At 61.7% G+C, this 17,093-nt stretch carries 17 protein-coding genes and 1 tRNA gene; 11 read left to right on the forward strand and 7 right to left on the reverse strand.

Annotated elements, in window-relative coordinates; translation table 11 throughout:
* The first annotated feature begins 74 nt into the window (after positions 1–74).
* From rloA to pabB, 4 genes are all read left to right on the forward strand, one after another.
* Entirely contained in the window at positions 75–611 is a 537-nt protein-coding gene (gene rloA / locus ACUXVH_RS19995) for a retropepsin-like aspartic peptidase RloA (protein ID WP_011060179.1), read from the forward strand.
* Positions 612–616: 5 nt separating this feature from the next.
* Positions 617–2,149, forward strand: a complete 1,533-nt coding sequence (gene rloB, locus ACUXVH_RS20000; RefSeq protein ID WP_011060178.1) for an osmotic stress tolerance membrane protein RloB — start codon at positions 617–619, stop codon at positions 2,147–2,149.
* Positions 2,149–3,135: an alpha-L-glutamate ligase-like protein gene (locus tag ACUXVH_RS20005; RefSeq protein WP_015634740.1), complete on the forward strand. Its 987-nt coding sequence runs from the start codon at positions 2,149–2,151 to the stop codon at positions 3,133–3,135. Before rloB ends, ACUXVH_RS20005 begins: the two co-directional genes overlap by 1 nt.
* A gap of 176 nt (positions 3,136–3,311) precedes the next feature.
* Positions 3,312–4,655 (forward strand): aminodeoxychorismate synthase component I, encoded by a 1,344-nt coding sequence (gene pabB / locus ACUXVH_RS20010; protein WP_065363436.1) that lies wholly within the window; start codon positions 3,312–3,314, stop codon positions 4,653–4,655.
* 337 nt (positions 4,656–4,992) lie between these two features.
* On the opposite strand, the gene thrH is transcribed toward pabB, so the two are convergent.
* Positions 4,993–5,610 carry a bifunctional phosphoserine phosphatase/homoserine phosphotransferase ThrH gene (thrH, locus tag ACUXVH_RS20015; protein ID WP_011060175.1) on the reverse strand — a complete coding sequence of 206 codons (618 nt, stop codon included), beginning with the start codon at positions 5,608–5,610 and terminating at the stop codon, positions 4,993–4,995.
* Positions 5,611–5,785: 175 nt separating this feature from the next.
* Here thrH and ACUXVH_RS20020 point away from each other — a divergent pair, with 175 nt between their 5' ends.
* From ACUXVH_RS20020 to ACUXVH_RS20030, 3 genes are all read left to right on the forward strand, one after another.
* Positions 5,786–6,520, forward strand: a complete 735-nt coding sequence (locus ACUXVH_RS20020; RefSeq protein ID WP_011060174.1) for a phosphoadenylyl-sulfate reductase — start codon at positions 5,786–5,788, stop codon at positions 6,518–6,520.
* 488 nt (positions 6,521–7,008) lie between these two features.
* Entirely contained in the window at positions 7,009–8,550 is a 1,542-nt protein-coding gene (locus ACUXVH_RS20025) for an NCS1 family nucleobase:cation symporter-1 (protein WP_065363435.1), read from the forward strand.
* 54 nt (positions 8,551–8,604) lie between these two features.
* Positions 8,605–9,333: an aspartate/glutamate racemase family protein gene (locus ACUXVH_RS20030; protein ID WP_123397605.1), complete on the forward strand. Its 729-nt coding sequence runs from the start codon at positions 8,605–8,607 to the stop codon at positions 9,331–9,333.
* A 36-nt stretch (positions 9,334–9,369) separates the two neighbouring features.
* Here ACUXVH_RS20030 and ACUXVH_RS20035 read toward each other — a convergent pair whose 3' ends face one another.
* Positions 9,370–10,293, reverse strand: coding sequence for a LysR family transcriptional regulator (locus tag ACUXVH_RS20035; protein ID WP_065363433.1), 924 nt, complete (start codon positions 10,291–10,293; stop codon positions 9,370–9,372).
* A gap of 123 nt (positions 10,294–10,416) precedes the next feature.
* Here ACUXVH_RS20035 and ACUXVH_RS20040 point away from each other — a divergent pair, with 123 nt between their 5' ends.
* Positions 10,417–11,163, forward strand: a complete 747-nt coding sequence (locus tag ACUXVH_RS20040) for a 3-oxoacyl-ACP reductase family protein (RefSeq protein WP_065363432.1) — start codon at positions 10,417–10,419, stop codon at positions 11,161–11,163.
* 83 nt (positions 11,164–11,246) lie between these two features.
* On the opposite strand, the gene ACUXVH_RS20045 is transcribed toward ACUXVH_RS20040, so the two are convergent.
* The 4 genes from ACUXVH_RS20045 to ACUXVH_RS20060 form a co-directional block, all read right to left on the reverse strand.
* Positions 11,247–11,942, reverse strand: coding sequence for an HAD-IA family hydrolase (locus ACUXVH_RS20045; RefSeq protein ID WP_011060169.1), 696 nt, complete (start codon positions 11,940–11,942; stop codon positions 11,247–11,249).
* 152 nt (positions 11,943–12,094) lie between these two features.
* The gene (locus ACUXVH_RS20050; RefSeq protein ID WP_011060168.1) at positions 12,095–12,256 is read right to left on the reverse strand and encodes a hypothetical protein; all 162 of its coding nucleotides are present in this window, start codon (positions 12,254–12,256) and stop codon (positions 12,095–12,097) included.
* Positions 12,257–12,364: 108 nt separating this feature from the next.
* Entirely contained in the window at positions 12,365–12,730 is a 366-nt protein-coding gene (locus ACUXVH_RS20055; protein ID WP_073698924.1) for a glycine zipper domain-containing protein, read from the reverse strand.
* 399 nt (positions 12,731–13,129) lie between these two features.
* The gene (locus ACUXVH_RS20060) at positions 13,130–13,570 is read right to left on the reverse strand and encodes a hypothetical protein (RefSeq protein WP_065363430.1); all 441 of its coding nucleotides are present in this window, start codon (positions 13,568–13,570) and stop codon (positions 13,130–13,132) included.
* A gap of 918 nt (positions 13,571–14,488) precedes the next feature.
* Here ACUXVH_RS20060 and ACUXVH_RS20065 point away from each other — a divergent pair.
* Positions 14,489–14,758: a hypothetical protein gene (locus tag ACUXVH_RS20065; protein WP_019093267.1), complete on the forward strand. Its 270-nt coding sequence runs from the start codon at positions 14,489–14,491 to the stop codon at positions 14,756–14,758.
* Positions 14,759–14,940: 182 nt separating this feature from the next.
* On the opposite strand, the gene ACUXVH_RS20070 is transcribed toward ACUXVH_RS20065, so the two are convergent.
* Positions 14,941–15,030, reverse strand: a tRNA-Ser gene (locus tag ACUXVH_RS20070).
* A 318-nt stretch (positions 15,031–15,348) separates the two neighbouring features.
* Here ACUXVH_RS20070 and ACUXVH_RS20075 point away from each other — a divergent pair.
* Both ACUXVH_RS20075 and ACUXVH_RS20080 read left to right on the forward strand, forming a co-directional pair.
* Positions 15,349–16,038 carry a crotonase/enoyl-CoA hydratase family protein gene (locus ACUXVH_RS20075; RefSeq protein WP_011060161.1) on the forward strand — a complete coding sequence of 230 codons (690 nt, stop codon included), beginning with the start codon at positions 15,349–15,351 and terminating at the stop codon, positions 16,036–16,038.
* Between the two features lie 218 nt (positions 16,039–16,256).
* The gene (locus tag ACUXVH_RS20080; protein WP_011060160.1) at positions 16,257–16,979 is read left to right on the forward strand and encodes a lysophospholipid acyltransferase family protein; all 723 of its coding nucleotides are present in this window, start codon (positions 16,257–16,259) and stop codon (positions 16,977–16,979) included.
* Positions 16,980–17,093: the final 114 nt, after the last annotated feature.

Here is a 17,093-nt window from a genome sequence, read left to right on the forward strand (position 1 = left end):
TGGCACGCATACGAGGGAGCTTGCGCAGCAATGCCGGTCGCCTTGAACTGAAGAACCCATGCCCATCAGGATCTATGAGACTCAAGGCCCTTCCCCTACTGCTCTGCCTGCTTGCCCTGCCCGGCATCAGCGCCGCCGCCGGCAAGACTGTCTACGGCTTGAATGAATACGCTCGGCTGTCCGGCATCGACCTGGAGGTCGCGGCCAAGCTCGACACCGGGGCCAAGACCGCTTCCTTAAGTGCCCGCGACATCAAGCGCTTCAAGCGCAATGGCGAGTCTTGGGTGCGTTTCTACCTGGCGATCGACGCCGCCCATTCCCATCCCATCGAACGGCCTCTGGCCCGGGTCAGCAAGATCAAGCGCCGTGCCGGCGACTACGACCCCGATGAGGACAAGAACTACACCGCACGGCCGGTCATCGCCCTGGATGTCTGCATGGGCAGCGCCCTGCGCAGCATCGAAGTGAACTTGACCGACCGCAGCGCATTCCAATACCCGCTCCTGATCGGCTCCGAAGCCCTGAAACGCTTCGATGCGCTGGTCGACCCCAGTCTTAAATACGCTGCTGGCAAACCCGCCTGCGCCACCGACGCTCATACCGCAGAGTAATTCCAATGCGCTCTCTTACCCTTCATCTGAAAGTCCTGATCGCCATCCTAGTGGTGCTGGGCATTTCGATCACGGCCTATCAGATCTTCGTGCTCGGCATTCCGGTGACCGAAGACGCTACCGACGATCTGTGGAACATCGATGCCAAGGTCGAGTTCGTCGCCAACGGCAAGGACCCGATCAAGATCCAGATGTTCGTGCCGCCCCTGAGCCGCGATTACGTGAGCCTCAACGAGAGCTTCATTTCCAACAACTACGGGGTGGCGGTGAACCGCGTCGACGGCAACCGCAAGGTCACCTGGTCGGCGCGCCGGGCCAAGGGCAACCAGACCCTGTACTACCGCCTGGTGCTGACCAAGCGCTACAGCGCCGAGAAAGCCAAGGTCAAGGGCCCGACCTTCCGTGACAGCATGGCCGTGGAAGGCCCGGAAAAGATCGCCGCCGACGCCCTGCTGGCGCCGATCCGCCAGCATTCGGCGGACGTCGAGACCTTCATCAGCGAAGCCATCAAGCGGGTCAACAACGCCAATGACGACAACGCCAAGCTGCTGCTGGCCGGCGATCCGTCCAGCACCAACAAGGCGAAGATTGTCGAGCTGCTGCTGTCCATCGCCCACGTGCCGGTGGAAAAGGTCCACACCATCCGCCTGGTGGCCGACCAGCCGCAGACCCCGGAGCTTTGGCTGCGCAGCTTCAACGGCACCGACTGGCTGTACTTCAACCCGGAAACCGGTGAGCAGGGCATGCCCAGCGACCGCCTGCTGTGGTGGACCGGCGACGACAACCTGATCACCGTCGATGGCGGCAAGAAAGCCAACGTCACCTTCAGCCTCAACAACAGCGAAATGAACGCCATTCGCCTGGCCAAGCTGACCGACGAGAACACCGACGCCAACTTCCTCGAATACTCGCTGTACGGCCTGCCGCTGCAGACCCAGCAGACCTTCATGATCATGGTGATGATCCCCATCGGCGTGCTGGTGATCCTGGTGCTGCGCAACCTGATCGGCCTGCAGACCCTCGGCACCTTCACCCCGGTGCTGATCGCCCTGGCCTTCCGCGAGACCCAGTTGGGCTTTGGCATCGTGCTGTTCACGGTGATCACCGCGCTCGGGCTGTCCTTGCGCTCCTACCTCGAACACTTGAAGTTGCAGATGCTGCCGCGACTCTCGGTGGTACTGACCTTCGTCGTGGTGCTGATCGCCGCCATCAGCCTGTTCAGCCACAAGCTGGGCCTGGAACGCGGCCTGTCGGTGGCGCTGTTCCCGATGGTGATCCTGACCATGACCATCGAACGTCTGTCCATCACCTGGGAAGAGCGCGGCGGCGGCCATGCGATGAAAGTCGCCATCGGCACCCTGTTCGCCGCCTCCCTGGCGCACCTGATCATGAGCGTGCCGGAACTCACCTACTTCGTCTTTACCTTCCCGGCGATGCTGCTGATCCTGGTGGGCTTCATGCTGGCGATGGGTCGCTACCGCGGCTACCGCCTGACGGAGCTGGTGCGTTTCAAAGCCTTCGTCAAGGCCGACTCCTGATGTTCGGCCTGTGGAAGACCTGGAAAGCCCTGGAAGCGCGGGGAATCATGGGTATCAACCGGCGTAATGCCGACTACGTGCTCAAGTACAACAAGCGCAGCCTGTACCCCATCGTCGATGACAAGATCATCACCAAGGAACGGGCGATCAAGGCCGGTATCCATGTGCCGGAACTGTACGGGGTGATCTCCACCGAGAAGGAAATCGACAAGCTCGGCGAGATCCTCAAAGGGCGCAACGACTTCGTGATCAAGCCGGCCCAGGGCGCCGGAGGTGACGGGATCATTGTGATCGCCGACCGCTTCGAGGGCCGCTATCGCACGGTGTCCGGCAAGATCATCAGCCACGAAGAGATCGAGCACCATATCTCCAGCATCCTCACCGGCCTGTATTCCCTGGGCGGCCACCGCGACCGGGCGCTGATCGAGTACCGGGTGACCCCGGACCAGATCTTCAAGAGCATCAGCTATGAAGGCGTGCCGGACATCCGCATCATCGTGCTCATGGGCTACCCGGTGATGGCCATGCTGCGCCTGCCGACCCGCCAGTCCGGGGGCAAGGCCAACCTGCACCAGGGCGCCATCGGCGTCGGGGTCGACCTGGCCACCGGCCTGACCCTGCGCGGTACCTGGCTGAACAACATCATCACCAAGCACCCGGACACCACCAACGCGGTGGACGGCGTGCAACTGCCCTACTGGGACGGTTTCATGAAGCTGGCGGCCGGCTGCTACGAACTCTGCGGCCTGGGCTACATCGGCGTGGACATGGTGCTGGACCAGGACAAGGGCCCGCTGATTCTCGAACTCAACGCGCGGCCGGGGCTGAACATCCAGATCGCCAACGACTGCGGCCTGACCCAGCGCACCCACGCCATCGAAGCCCACCTTGAGGAGCTCAAGGCCCAGGGCATCGAGGAAAGCGTCGAGGAGCGGGTACGCTTCGCCCAGGAACTGTTCGGCCATATCCCTGCCGTGGAAGGCTGATAGCGCCTGCCGCAGGGTGCGAACGGAAGGTCCTGCGGACCTTTTCGCAGCCTGCGGCAGCAGCTGCAGGTCGGTGAATACGCCACGAACCGGGCAAACACCGACATCCCCTCTAGGAGCAACTCCTGCAGAGGCATACAATCGCCAACCGCGCTCCGATGGCTGATTTGCCCCGCATGTTGACCTGTTCCGTACACCCGCTCCCCTACCGCACCAACCCCGCCGAGTATTTCGCGGCAATCGAGCACGCCCCCGGCGCCGTGCTGCTGGACAGCGGCCGGCCCAGCGCCGAGCGCGGGCGCTATGACCTGCTCAGCGCCTGGCCCCTGGCACAGTTGACCGTGGCCGCCGAAGAAAGCGGCAGGGGCTTTCTCCAGCGCCTGCGGGACAACCTGGGGCAACTGGGCCCGGCGCAACTACCCGCTCCTTATGAACTGCCCTTCGCCGGCGGCCTGATCGGCTACCTCAGCTATGACTTCGGCCGCCATCTGGAGCGCCTGCCAAGCCAGGCCCGGGATGACCTGCAACTGCCCGACGCACGCTTTGGCCTGTATGCCTGGGCGCTGATCAACGACCACCAGGCAGGCACCAGCCAGCTGGTGTTCCACCCCAGCCTGGATGCCACCGAGCGCCAGCGCCTGATTCAACTGTTCAGCCAGCCGCTGCCCGCGTCGCAGCCGGCATTCAAGCTGACCGGCGCCATGCTGGCTGATCTGAGCGCCGAGGACTACCGCCAGGCGTTCCAGCGCATCCAGCACTACATCCAGGCCGGCGACTGCTACCAGGTGAACTTCGCCCAACGCTTTCGCGGCCAGTACCAGGGGGATCCCTGGGCGGCCTATTGCGCCCTGCGCGCCGCCTGCCCGACCCCGTTCTCGGGTTTCCAGCGGCTGCCGGAAGGCGGTGCGGTGCTGAGCCTGTCGCCGGAGCGCTTCGTCCACGTCAGCCAGGGCCGGGTGGAAACCCGCCCGATCAAAGGCACACGCCCCCGCGGCCGGGATGCCGCGCAGGACGCGGCCAATGCCGCCGAGCTGCTGGCCAGCCCCAAGGACCGGGCGGAAAACCTGATGATCGTCGACCTGCTGCGCAACGACCTGGGGCGCACCTGCCGCATAGGCTCGGTACGGGTACCGGAGCTGTTCAGCCTGGAAAGCTACCCCAACGTGCACCACCTGGTGAGCAGCGTCACTGGCGAGCTGGCGGACGGCAAGGACGCCCTGGACCTGATCGCCGGCAGCTTTCCCGGCGGCTCGATCACCGGCGCGCCGAAGATCCGCTCGATGCAGATCATCGACGAACTGGAGCCCACGCGACGTGCGCTGTACTGCGGTTCGCTGCTGTACCTGGACGTGCGCGGAGAAATGGACAGTTCGATCGCCATCCGCAGCCTGCTGGCCAAGGATGGGCAGATCTGTTGCTGGGGCGGCGGCGGAATAGTCGCGGATTCCGACTGGCAGGAGGAATACCAGGAATCCATCACCAAGGTGCGGGTGTTGCTAGAGACATTGCAGGGGCTTTAGGGCCTCTTCGCCGGCAAGCCGGCTCCTACAAGCGCGCGCCGTTCTCCCACCCGTAGGAGCTGGCTTGCCAGCGAAGGCGTCGGCAGGATTTGCGCAAAATCCAAAGGCCTCTTCGCCGGCAAGCCGGCTCCTACAAGCGCGCGTCGTTCTCCCACCCGTAGGAGCTGGCTTGCCAGCGAAGGCGTCGGCAGGATTTGCGCAAAATCCAGGGGTCCCTTCGCCGGCAAGCCGGCTCCTACAAGAGCGCGTCGCTCTCCCCCCGTAGGAGCTGGCTTGCCAGCGAAGGCGTCGGCAGGATTTGCGCAAAATCCAAGGGTCTCTTCGCCGGCGAACCGGTTTACAAGCTCAGGGGACGATTGGAAGCCTTGATGAACTCCTGCTTCAGCTCGGCAAAGCTGTGCACCGCCGGGAACTGCGGGAACTCGCGGATCACGTTGTCCGGGGCGTGGAACAGGATGCCAGCATCCGCCTCACCGAGCATCGTCGTGTCGTTGTAGGAATCCCCCGCCGCAATCACCCGGTAGTACAGGCTCTTGAAGGCCAGCACCGACTGGCGTTTGGGGTCTTTCTGGCGCAACTGATAGCCGGTCACCCGGCCGCCGTCATCGGTGATCAGGCGGTGGCAAAGCAGGGTCGGAAAGCCCAGCTGGCGCATCAGGGGCTGGGAAAATTCATAGAAGGTGTCGGAAAGGATCACCACCTGGAAGCGCTCGCGCAGCCAGTTGACGAATTCCACCGCGCCGTCCAGTGGCTTGAGGGTGGCGATCACTTCCTGGATGTCCGAAAGCTTCAGGCCGTGTTCGTCGAGAATCCGCAGGCGCTGTTTCATCAGCACGTCGTAGTCGGGAATATCCCGGGTGGTTGCCTTGAGGGATTCAATCCCGGTTTTTTCGGCAAAGGCGATCCAGATTTCCGGGACCAGTACACCTTCCAGATCGAGACAGGCAATTTCCACAAGACACTCCCATTGGTTCTGATTATTTAAATTGAGCGAGCAAAAGGACTGCCGAACTCTAGCGATTCGCCTGCACAGGCGCAACGCAGAGGAGCGCGCCAGGGCGGTGTGGATTTTGTTAAGATCGCCCCCCTATAGAGCGCACAGCGCCACCGACCTGTAGGAAACCGCCCTGATGACCCCATCGTTCGACGTCGCTGAACTCGCCGCGACCTATGCCAACAAATCCGCCCAGGACATTCTCAAACTGGCCTTTGCCCAGTTCGGCGATGACCTGTGGATTTCCTTCAGCGGTGCCGAGGATGTGGTGCTGGTGGACATGGCCTGGAAGCTGAACAAGAACGTCAAGGTGTTCAGCCTGGATACCGGCCGCCTGCACCCGGAAACCTACCGTTTCATCGATCAGGTGCGTGAACACTACAAGATCCAGATCGAGCTGATCTCGCCGGACCACAGCAAGCTCGAACCCTTCGTCAAGGAAAAGGGCCTGTTCAGCTTCTATAAGGACGGCCATGGCGAGTGCTGCGGTATCCGCAAGATCGAACCGCTGCGGCGCAAGCTGTCCACCGTCAGCGCCTGGGCCACCGGCCAGCGCCGTGATCAGAGCCCGGGTACCCGCAGCCAGGTGGCGGTGCTGGAAGTCGACACAGCCTTCTCCACGCCGGAGCGCACCCTGTACAAGTTCAACCCACTGGCACAAATGAGCAGCGAGGAGATCTGGGGTTACATCCGCATGCTCGAACTGCCCTACAACAGCCTGCATGAACGCGGCTTCATCAGCATCGGCTGCGAGCCCTGCACCCGCCCGGTACTGCCCAACCAGCACGAGCGCGAAGGCCGCTGGTGGTGGGAGGAAGCCACCCAGAAAGAATGCGGCTTGCACGCCGGCAACATCATCAGCAAAGCCTGACCCCCTTCCCTGCGGGCGCGCCTGAAGGACGTCCGCACTGAAAGCCAACCCGCAGCAAAATCTGTACACAAGAATGTCACCGTCGGTGCCATTTTTGTGTGCACTTCAAAGATTCCCCGCCCCAAAAGGTTACAAGACTTTCCTGCGCCGATATCCATTGGGCGCCAAGCCGTGCCTGGCGAAAAATAAATACCTGTTCAAACGGTCAATTTTTAATCTCGTCTTTTCAGAAGGTTAGGAATAACCCATAACAAAACGAAATCAGCAGCCAATTTCATAGTCGTGAAATTGGCACAGAAGTGGCTTTAGTGGATTTATGTTTTGTATACAAAAAAACCAAAACATACATACACTAACCGTCCGCACGCCTGACCCACGACTCAAGCTGCAGATGCCCCGAACCCAGTGATTCCTCCCCTGTGACGAAGATTGTCGAGCCCCCTCGCTCAAGCACAGTCATCCAGGGCCGGAGTCAGGAGCATGCCGGAATGCGTACCAGCCCTTCCAACAACATCGCACTGGATCTGCCCTCCTCGCTGCATTCGCACAACGTCCAACAACCTGTCGCCGATGCGGCCCCCATCGCGCTCAGCCCACGCCTGCACAACCGCGACCTGGCACCGACCAAGGTCGAAGGCCGGCGCTGGGGTGGCTACAGCATCTTCGCCTTGTGGACCAACGATGTGCACAACATCGCCAACTACTCCTTCGCCATCGGCCTCTACGCCCTGGGCCTGGGCGGCTGGCAGATCCTGCTGTCCCTGGGGATAGGCGCGGCGCTGGTGTATTTCTTCATGAACCTGTCCGGCTACATGGGGCAGAAGACCGGGGTGCCGTTCCCGGTGATCAGCCGCATCAGCTTCGGCATCCATGGCGCGCAGATTCCGGCACTCATCCGGGCAGTGATCGCCATCGCCTGGTTCGGCATCCAGACCTACCTGGCCTCGGTGGTGTTTCGCGTGCTGCTCACGGCCATCCATCCGGGCTTCGCCGATTACGACCACAACTCGATCCTCGGCCTCTCGACCCTGGGCTGGGCCTGCTTCCTGGTGATCTGGCTGGTGCAACTGGCGATCCTCGCCTATGGCATGGAAATGATCCGGCGCTACGAAGCCTTCGCCGGGCCGATCATCCTGCTGACCGTGGCCTGCCTGGCCGCCTGGATGTACACCCAGGCCGACGGGCAGATCGCCTGGTCGATCCGCGAACCTCTGACCGGCAGCGAAATGTGGCGGCAGATCTTCGCCGGCGGCGCCCTGTGGCTGGCAATCTACGGCACCCTGATCCTCAACTTCTGCGACTTTGCCCGCTCCTCGCCGTGCCGCAAGACCATCAAGGTCGGCAACTTCTGGGGCCTGCCGGTGAACATCCTGGTGTTCGCCACCATCACCGTGCTGCTGTGCGGCGCGCAGTTCCAGATCAATGGCCGGGTCATCGAAAGCCCCACGGAGATCATCGCCTCGATCCCCAACACACTGTTCCTGGTCCTGGGCTGCCTGGCCTTTCTGATCGTGACCGTGGCGGTGAACATCATGGCCAACTTCGTCGCCCCGGCCTTCGTCCTCAGCAACCTGGCGCCCAAGTACCTGACCTTCCGCCGCGCCGGGCTGATCAGCGCGGCGCTGGCGGTGCTGATCCTGCCGTGGAACCTGTACAACAGCCCGCTGGTGATCGTGTATTTCCTCTCCGGCCTGGGCGCCCTGCTCGGCCCGCTGTACGGGGTGATCATGGTGGACTACTGGATCCTGCGCAAAGCCCAGGTCAACGTGCCGCAGCTCTATAGCGAAGACCCGCAAGGCGCCTATTTCTACAACCGCGGGGTCAACCTGCGGGCAGTGGCGGCCTTTATTCCCGCGGCGCTGATCGCCATCGTACTGGCCCTGGTGCCGGGTTTTGCCAGCGTCTCGCCATTCTCCTGGCTGATCGGAGCCGGCATCGCCGGGATGCTCTACCTGATCATCGCCAAGCGCCAGCCCGGCTACGCGGACGTCAGCGGCGAAAGCATCGCCGTGGACAACGTCAGCCATTGAACCTGCCCAGCCCGGCGCGCCGGGCCTGAACTGCCCAACCTGCAAGGAACCCTCATGCGAATTCTCGTGGTCAACGTCAACACCACCGACTCCATCACCCAGGCCATCGCCCACCAGGCACAAAGCGTGGCAGCGCCGGGTACCGAGATCATCGGCCTGACTCCCTACTTCGGTGCCGAATCGGTGGAAGGCAACTTCGAAAGCTACCTGGCGGCCATCGCCGTAATGGACCGGGTGCTGGCCTACGACCAGCCCTATGACGCGGTGATCCAGGCCGGCTACGGCGAGCACGGCCGCGAAGGCTTGCAGGAACTGCTGAACGTGCCAGTGGTGGACATCACCGACGCCGCCGCCAGCACTGCCATGTTCCTTGGCCACGCCTACTCGGTGGTCACCACCCTGGACCGCACCGTGCCGCTGATCGAAGACCGGCTCAAGCTCTCCGGCCTTTATGACCGCTGCGCCTCGGTGCGCGCCAGCGGCCTGGCGGTACTGGAGCTGGAGGAAGACCCGCTGCGCGCCGTGGAAGCCATCGTGCGCCAGGCCGAACGGGCGGTGACCGAGGACAGGGCCGAAGTCATCTGCCTGGGCTGCGGGGGCATGGCCGGCCTGGATGAACAGATTCGCCAGCGCACCGGCGTGCCGGTGGTGGACGGAGTAACGGCAGCAGTGACCATTGCCGAGTCCCTGGTGCGTCTGGGGCTATCCACCTCCAAGGTACGCACCTATGCCACGCCCCGGCCCAAGCGAGTGCTGGGCTGGCCCTTGCGGGCGGGCCGCTGAGGCCGGCGGTACATAGAGTCGTCGTCAGGCCGGCTCCTACAAGGCGCTGAAGGCCTGAGCCAGGCCTTGCTCGGCGAACTGCTCAATGACGAAGTCGACGAAGGCCCGCGTCTTGCCCGGGAGCATCTTGTGCTCGGCGTAGTAGATCGAGGTAAAGCCATCGTCCACGTACCAGTCCGGCAACACCCGCTGCAAGGCCCCGGAACGCAGGTAATTGACGGCAAACGGCATGCTCACCAAGGCCAGGCCCAGCCCTTGGACCGCGGCGATGCAGGCGGCCTCGGAATCGCTCATGGTCATGCTGGCCTTGAGCTCCAGCGGGCACATCAGCCCTCCCCGACCGGTCATCTGCCAGGTGCGGATGCGCCCGGTCTGGGGGGAGCGGATAAGAATCCCCCGGCAATGCCGCAGGTCTTCGGGCCCGTTGATCGGTGCCCGCCCCCGCAGGTAATCGGCGCTTGCCACCAGCACCCGGTGAGCCGGCGACAGCCGCCGGGCGACCACTCCCTGGGGCAATTCGAAACCGCCGCCAATGGCCGCATCAAAACCTTGGCCGATCAGGTCCACCTGGCGGTTGTCGAAATGCCAGTCGGGATGAATATCCGGGTAGCGGCGCAAAAAGGCGCCGAGCATCGGCACTATGTACAGCCCGCCAAACACCGTGCCCATGCTGACCTTGAGCGTCCCCGCCGGGCGCCCCTGGGCATCGGCCAGGGTGCTGACCGCGTTCTGGATGGTCTGCAGGCTGTCGGCGACTTCCGCGAGAAACAGGCGGCCGGCCTCGGTCAGGGTCAGGCGTCGGGTGCTGCGCTGGAACAGGCGCACACCAACCCGGGTTTCCAGCTTGGCCACGCTCTTGCCCACCGCCGCCGGGGTCAGGCCGAGCCGCCGCGCCGCCTCGGCAAAGCTGCCGACTTCAGCGCTGCGGACAAAACATTCGATACTGCTAAAGGCTTCCATAGAGGCCACTCTAAACTTCTGGTTTACACAGAGTATAGAAATTACCGGCTACACAGAGGCTAATCCGCGGCAGATACTCGCTCCAAGCACAAGACACCCGGCCTTGAATCTCTGGAGAAGCACATGAGCACATATGACCTCAGCGGCAAAGTAGCCTTGATCCAAGGCGGTTCCCGTGGCATTGGCGCAGCCATTGTCGAGCGCTTGGCGGCAGAAGGTGCCAGCGTCGCCTTTACCTACGTCAGTTCGGCGAGCAAGGCCCAGGCCCTGCAGGACAGCATCATCGCCAAGGGTGGCAAGGCCCTGGCGATCCACGCCGACAGCGCCGACGCCGAGGCCATCCGCCGCGCAGTGAACGACAGCGTCAAGGCCTTTGGCCGACTCGATATCCTGGTCAACAACGCCGGGGTGCTGGCCATTGCGCCATTGGACGAGTTCAAGCTGGAGGACTTCGACCGGACCCTGGCCATCAACGTGCGCAGCGTATTCATCGCCACCCAGGAAGCCGCACGACACATGGGCGAAGGTGGCCGCATCATCAACATCGGCAGCACCAACGCCGACCGCATGCCCTTCGCCGGTGGCGGCCCCTACGCCATGAGCAAGGCCGCACTGGTGGGCCTGACCAAGGGCCTGGCCCGGGACCTTGGCCCGCGGGGCATCACCATCAACAACGTCCAGCCCGGCCCGGTGGACACCGACATGAACCCGGCGGACAGTGACTTCGCCGCGAGCCTGATGGACCTGATGGCTATCCGTCGCTATGGCCATGCCGAGGAAGTCGCCAGTTTCGTCGCCTACCTGGCCAGCGCCGAAGCGGGCTATATCACCGGCGCCAGCCTGACCATCGACGGTGGCTTCGGCGCCTGATACCCCACAAAAAAACGGGCCGCCGGTGACCGGCGGCCCGTTTTTCAGTGCCTTTAAAACAGCGGTTTGCTACCGCTCAGCCATCAGTCCCAGTGCAGGTGGGGCAAGCCGCAGGCAGCCGGCTGAAAGCCTTTGAGGGAACGGATGATTCCGTGGGCATGGGCAAACTTGCTATCGGCCATGGCCGGATCGGGCACTGCGATCACGCTCATGCCAGCGGCCCTGGCCGCGGTCACGCCAAACGGCGAATCCTCGAACACCAGACACTCGGCCGGGGCCACCCCCAGGCGGCGGGCAGCCGTGAGGAAGATATCCGGCGCCGGCTTGGCCGCCGTCACTTCCGGATCGTCGGCGGTGACGATGGTGTCGAACAGCGCGAACCAGTCGCCATGGCGGGTGGTTTTCTCGCCGAACGACATCTGCGACGAACTGGTGCCCACGGCAATGGGGATCCGGTGCTCCTTCAAGTGCCGCACCAGCTCTTGGGCCCCGGGCATGGCCTGGGCACGGGGAAAGCGCTCACGCATCAACGGTTCGCGCATCACCAGGAACTCTTCGGCGCTGATGGGCAGGTCCAGGGCCTGGACCACATAGCGCGCCAGGTCGCCGGCTCCCCGGCCGATGATGTTCTGCTTAATGGTCCAATCGTAGGTGCGGCCATAACGCTCGGCGATCAACTGGGTGATCTCGGTGTAGATGCCCTCGGTGTCCAGGAGCAAGCCGTCCATGTCGAAAATGACGGCCTTGATCGGCCCCAAATCATTCAACTGTGCATTCATCGCATCTGATCCGTTAGCAAAAGTACATTCCAGGGAGCGGCTCAGGTACGGCCAGTTCTTCTTGGCAATTCATCAATTAAAGGATTCAGCAGCATAGCGGCGGGCTTGGGTCGGGAGCAACCGAGGGGGCTGGACGGCGGTTGCTGCGGATCTTAGTCGGCTGCACCAGGCGGGCTCTTGTCGCCTTCCGGCGCCTCTTGCAGAGGTACGCGTGCATCGTCCTGCAATGAACCGGGGTCTTCATTCCCGGGGTCGTTGATCACCTCCGGCTCGTCGGAAGCGGGCTGTGCCTGGCCTGGCGTCTCGCGGGGCATGATCGTCTCCTTGAACATCGGGACTCAGAGCCTTGAGTATGGCGAAGCCTGGGGCAAGCCACACAAAAAACCCGGCGCAGGGCCGGGTTTTCTTCAGGCAAGGCAGAATCAGTGACGCTTCTTGTGACCCATGCTGCTACCCAGGGCGCCACCGGCCGCGCCGCCGATACCGGCACCGACGGTCGAGCCGGTGCTACCGCCCAGGCGATTACCGATCAGCGAGCCACCGGCCGAACCCAGGCCACCACCGATGGCCGCCTTGGCCCGGCTGCCTTTGCGCGCCCCGGCCGCACTGCCTGCCGCACCGGCGACACCCGCGCCGATTGCCGCACCGGTACTGCCACCGAGCTGCTGCCCGACCACATTGCCCAACGCGCCGCCAAGCCCGCCACCAATGGCCGCAGTGCCATCGCCGGCCATAGCGCCTTGAGCCAGCAGAAGTCCCACAACCAGGGCAGGTAGAGTTAAACGCATGACTTGAACCTCAAAGAAAGACTGTCGGACTGACAAGAAAGCCCAGTGCCACGCTGGCCAATTCGAGCTATCGCGGCCGCACCCGGGTTGCTCCCAGGTGCCTTGGACAGCTGATTTTAAAAGAGTTTTATCCCCGCGCAAAAAAAAGCCCGCTGGGGAACGGGCTAGGGATGCTGCTTTTAACGGATGGTTCGAGCCTACTCAGGCAGATGTGAAGATTATGTGAAAAGAGCCTGTCAGTGGGAGCAACACCAACAGACCTTGAGCTTCACCCATCCCGAGGCATCTTCAGCTCACCTTACCGAAAATGTTCAGACCGGGCCGCTGGCAGGCAACGCCTTGGAGCGTTACCAGTGCAACGCCCCGATCCCCGCCACAGAGGCTCGAACGCAGTTGCACTCAACGAATGCTGCGGATGCTGCCTTTATTGCCTTTGACCGTGACCGAGACTTTCTTGAAGACAAAGTAGTTTTCTTCACTCACTTCATAACGCGGAGCAACGATCAGGTCAGCGCCCGAAGATTTGACTGCCTTGAAAGCCGCGGCGGACTTGACCGCACTAACCGGATCAAAGCCCAGGCCGCCCAGTGCACCACTGCCGTCACCACCGTAAGCCACACCGTCGGCAAACTGGCTATCGCCACCGAACTTCAGGAAACCAAACAGGATGTTGACCGACGACTGACCGGAAATCGCTTCGCCCACTACTACATCCGCCTTCAGGTCAGCCTTGACCTGACTGTCGATTGGCGAAGATGGCTGGCTGATGTTGTAGCTGGTGCAACCTGCAGCGGTGGCAACAAGAGTGGACAGTGCGAGGAGTTTGAAAATGGCTTTCACGTTTATTTCCTTATCACGCTACATATAAAAAGCATCATCGCTGGATGCGCAGCCCCGTTTGAGTCGGGATAAGGAACATATCGTTACTTATAACAAATTGAGATAAGAAAATTCCGAAACACACAGAAAACATCTTAATAAATAGCCCAAAAAGCTCCCTGGCGAACAAGGGGTCCTCGCCAACCTTTCCCCTGAAAAACCTCCAGGCAATAAAAAGCCCCGCATAAAGCGAGGCTGTCTGCACCCTGCGTTACCTTCTCTTCGGCAACGCCCTGGGGAAAAACATCTTGTTGCTGGCCACAGGCACCGCCGCCTTTCTCTTGCTGACAACTGTGCCAGAAGATTCAACCTCTGCTTCGAATGCAGCCTGACCGCAACGCACCAAGTTGTTGATTGGGAACTCATCCCCGTTGTCTTCAATATAAGCAAGACTCCTCATACCCAGCTCCCTCCAACAACCGACCAGTACCGGCAAGCTCCTGATTGCCTGGAAAATACTGCTCGTCACGGCATTTCAGACTAGACAGTCATTTGCCGACCCGCCGTTCAAAACAGACAGGCGCCGACGAGTGGCTGCACGCCATGGGCGACGATGGATCGCTCCACCTCCCGACCGCACGTAACAGCTGAAAATGGGCCGGTTGTCATCGGGTTACTGCAGCTGGCATTAAAGCTTTGAAGACCAGCCTGGAAGCATGTGCTCAAGCTCTACATTACTTCACCAGCCGCCACCACCTGAAAAAACCCAGCTTTTTATATCTTTGTCAATAGTGCCGTTGAGCGACTGTGCGGGAAATAACGCAGTGCTAGGCTTTCCTGGCGTCACACCATGCGAGCGCCCGATCTGTTCAGGCTATTGATAAAGGCAGGTCAGGCTCAGGTACAAGCCGCTTGTCAGATGACTGAAAGGATTCGCACATGAAAAAGTCCATAACTGCTCTGGCCGTATCCGCGACGATCGCTTTCACCGCAACTGTCGCGAACGCTTCCGTACATCCAACCCCGATCAAGGCTCCGCAGACCGTCAATCAGGTGACAGCTTCTACTGACACCCCTTTCGGAACCCAAAAGGCAGCGGGCGAAATCCAGATGGCCAGCTTGGCCAGAAGCTGCTCCGATAGCCGGTATTCCTGGTGGGAATACAGCGGCTGGGAAATCGTCGGCTGCCTCATAAGCGGCCAGTGGTAACTCTTCAGGCGTAGCTGGTGCGTGGCTTGCCGAATGAGCGCGCACCAGAGCCTGCTACAGGCCGCCCCGGGTCAACCCAACACAACTCCCCCTACCCGCTCCATCGGGCCATTTTTCAGACGCCAAAAACCACAAACCCCCGACTTTCTTTAGGAAAGTCAGGGGTTTGTGTTTGTAGAATGTGGCGGTGAAGGAGAGATTCGAACTCTCGATACAGTTTCCTGTATACACACTTTCCAGGCGTGCTCCTTAAGCCACTCGGACACTTCACCGTATCTCTTCAAACCGATTCAGTCTGTCGAGGCGCGCTAATGTAGTCGATCGCTTTTCAGATGGCAAACTTTTTTTTCAGAATTTTCATGCGCTTAAGCTCGATCCCCGGCCAAGGGCAATGCAGCCCCCCATGCAATAAGGCAAACCGGCCATTCTTCAGCCTTGCCCACAACCCTATAGAAGAAACCATGCGTTACCCGCTGTGTGATGCAGGGCCCTTGGCGGCCTCGGGGCTGACTCACCAGTCAGTCATGGCGCTTTACCGCAGCTACCGTGGTGGGTAACTTCTGCAGCACTTCAATACAAGGAATTGCGTCATGAGTGAGTTGATTTCCTACCATCTCGAAGACGGTATCGCGACCCTGACCTTGAGCAATGGCAAGGTCAATGCCATCTCCCCGGACGTGATTGCCGCCTTTAATGCGGCGCTGGATCAGGCTACCGCCGATCGCGCGGTGGTGATCATCACCGGCCAGCCGGGGATTCTCTCTGGCGGCTACGACCTCAAGGTCATGACAGCCGGCCCCAAGGAGGCCGTGGCTCTGGTAACCCTGGGTTCGACCCTGGCCCGCCGCCTGCTTTCCCACCCCTACCCGGTGATCGTCGCTTGCCCGGGGCACGCGGTGGCCAAGGGCGCGTTCCTGCTGCTGTCGGCGGACTATCGCATCGGTGTCGAAGGCCCCTTCAGCATCGGCCTCAATGAAGTGCAGATCGGCATGACCATGCACCACGCGGGTATCGAGCTGGCCCGTGACCGCCTGCGTCGCTCGGCTTTGCATCGCTCGGTAATCAATGGCGAGATGTTCGACCCGCAAAGCGCGGTAGATGCCGGCTTCCTCGACAAGGTGGTAGCGCCCGATGAACTGCAAGGCGCCGCCCTGGCCGCTGCACGCCAGTTGAAGAAGATCAACATGGTGGCGCACAAGAACACCAAGCTGAAGGTGCGCAAGGCACTGCTGGATGCCCTGGACAACGCGATCATCCAGGACCAGGAGCACCTGGGCTGAAACCCGCGGATTTGCTACCTGAACCAGCCCGGCCTTCGCGCCGGGCTTTTTACTGCATGCCTTGCCAACAAGCCGCGACCGCTCTAGATCACCATCGCCAGCCATTGCTGGAAACATGTACTTAAACATCGCCCATCTCCCGGCTGAGAACGGCAATTGCCGAAAACAGTGCACATCCGTACACTGCGCCACCTTTTGTCCCCGGGTGGGCCGTTTAGATGCTGTATCTGCTTCGTATGTCGTTGATGGGCTTGCACTTTATCCTGGCAGGCAGCCTGGGCCTGCTGCTCGGCCTGTGCCGCCCATTCAACCCGGACAACAGCCGACTGTGCGCCCGCCTCTACGCCTGGCCGGCGATGTGCATCCTGCGCTTGCGGGTCAAGGCCGAGGTCGGCCCGCTGATGGACAAACCCCAGGGCTGCGTGATCATCGCCAACCACCAGTCCAACTACGACCTGTTCGTATTCGGCAACGTGGTGCCGCGAAGGACCGTGTGCATCGGCAAGAAGAGCCTGAAATGGGTGCCGCTGTTCGGCCAGCTGTTCTGGCTGGCAGGCAACGTGCTGATCGACCGTGGCAACCCGCACAAGGCCCGGCGCTCGATGCTCACCACCACCCACACCTTGCAGCACAAGGACACCTCGATCTGGGTCTTCCCGGAAGGCACCCGCAACCTCGGGGAAGAGCTGCTGCCCTTCAAGAAAGGTGCATTCCAGATGGCCATCGCCGCAGGCGTGCCCATAGTCCCGGTGTGCGTCAGCAGCTACATCAAGCACATGCGCCTGGATCGCTGGAACAGCGGCAAAATCCTGATCCGCTCGCTGCCGGCCATCCCCACGGCCGGGCTGACCCTGGACGACATGCCCCTGCTGATCGCCCAGTGCCGCGAACAGATGCGCGAATGCATCGCCAGCATGGACCGCCAGCTGCAGGCCGCCTGACCCCGGCGCCACAAAAAGCCCGCCTTGCGCGGGCTTTTATTTGTCCGCGAACTCCCTCGCGGCCAGTGACTCTGATGGAGCATTGCAGGCTAAGCTGCACCTTATCTGTCACCG

Source organism: Pseudomonas sp. 8(2025) (genome assembly GCF_052665325.1).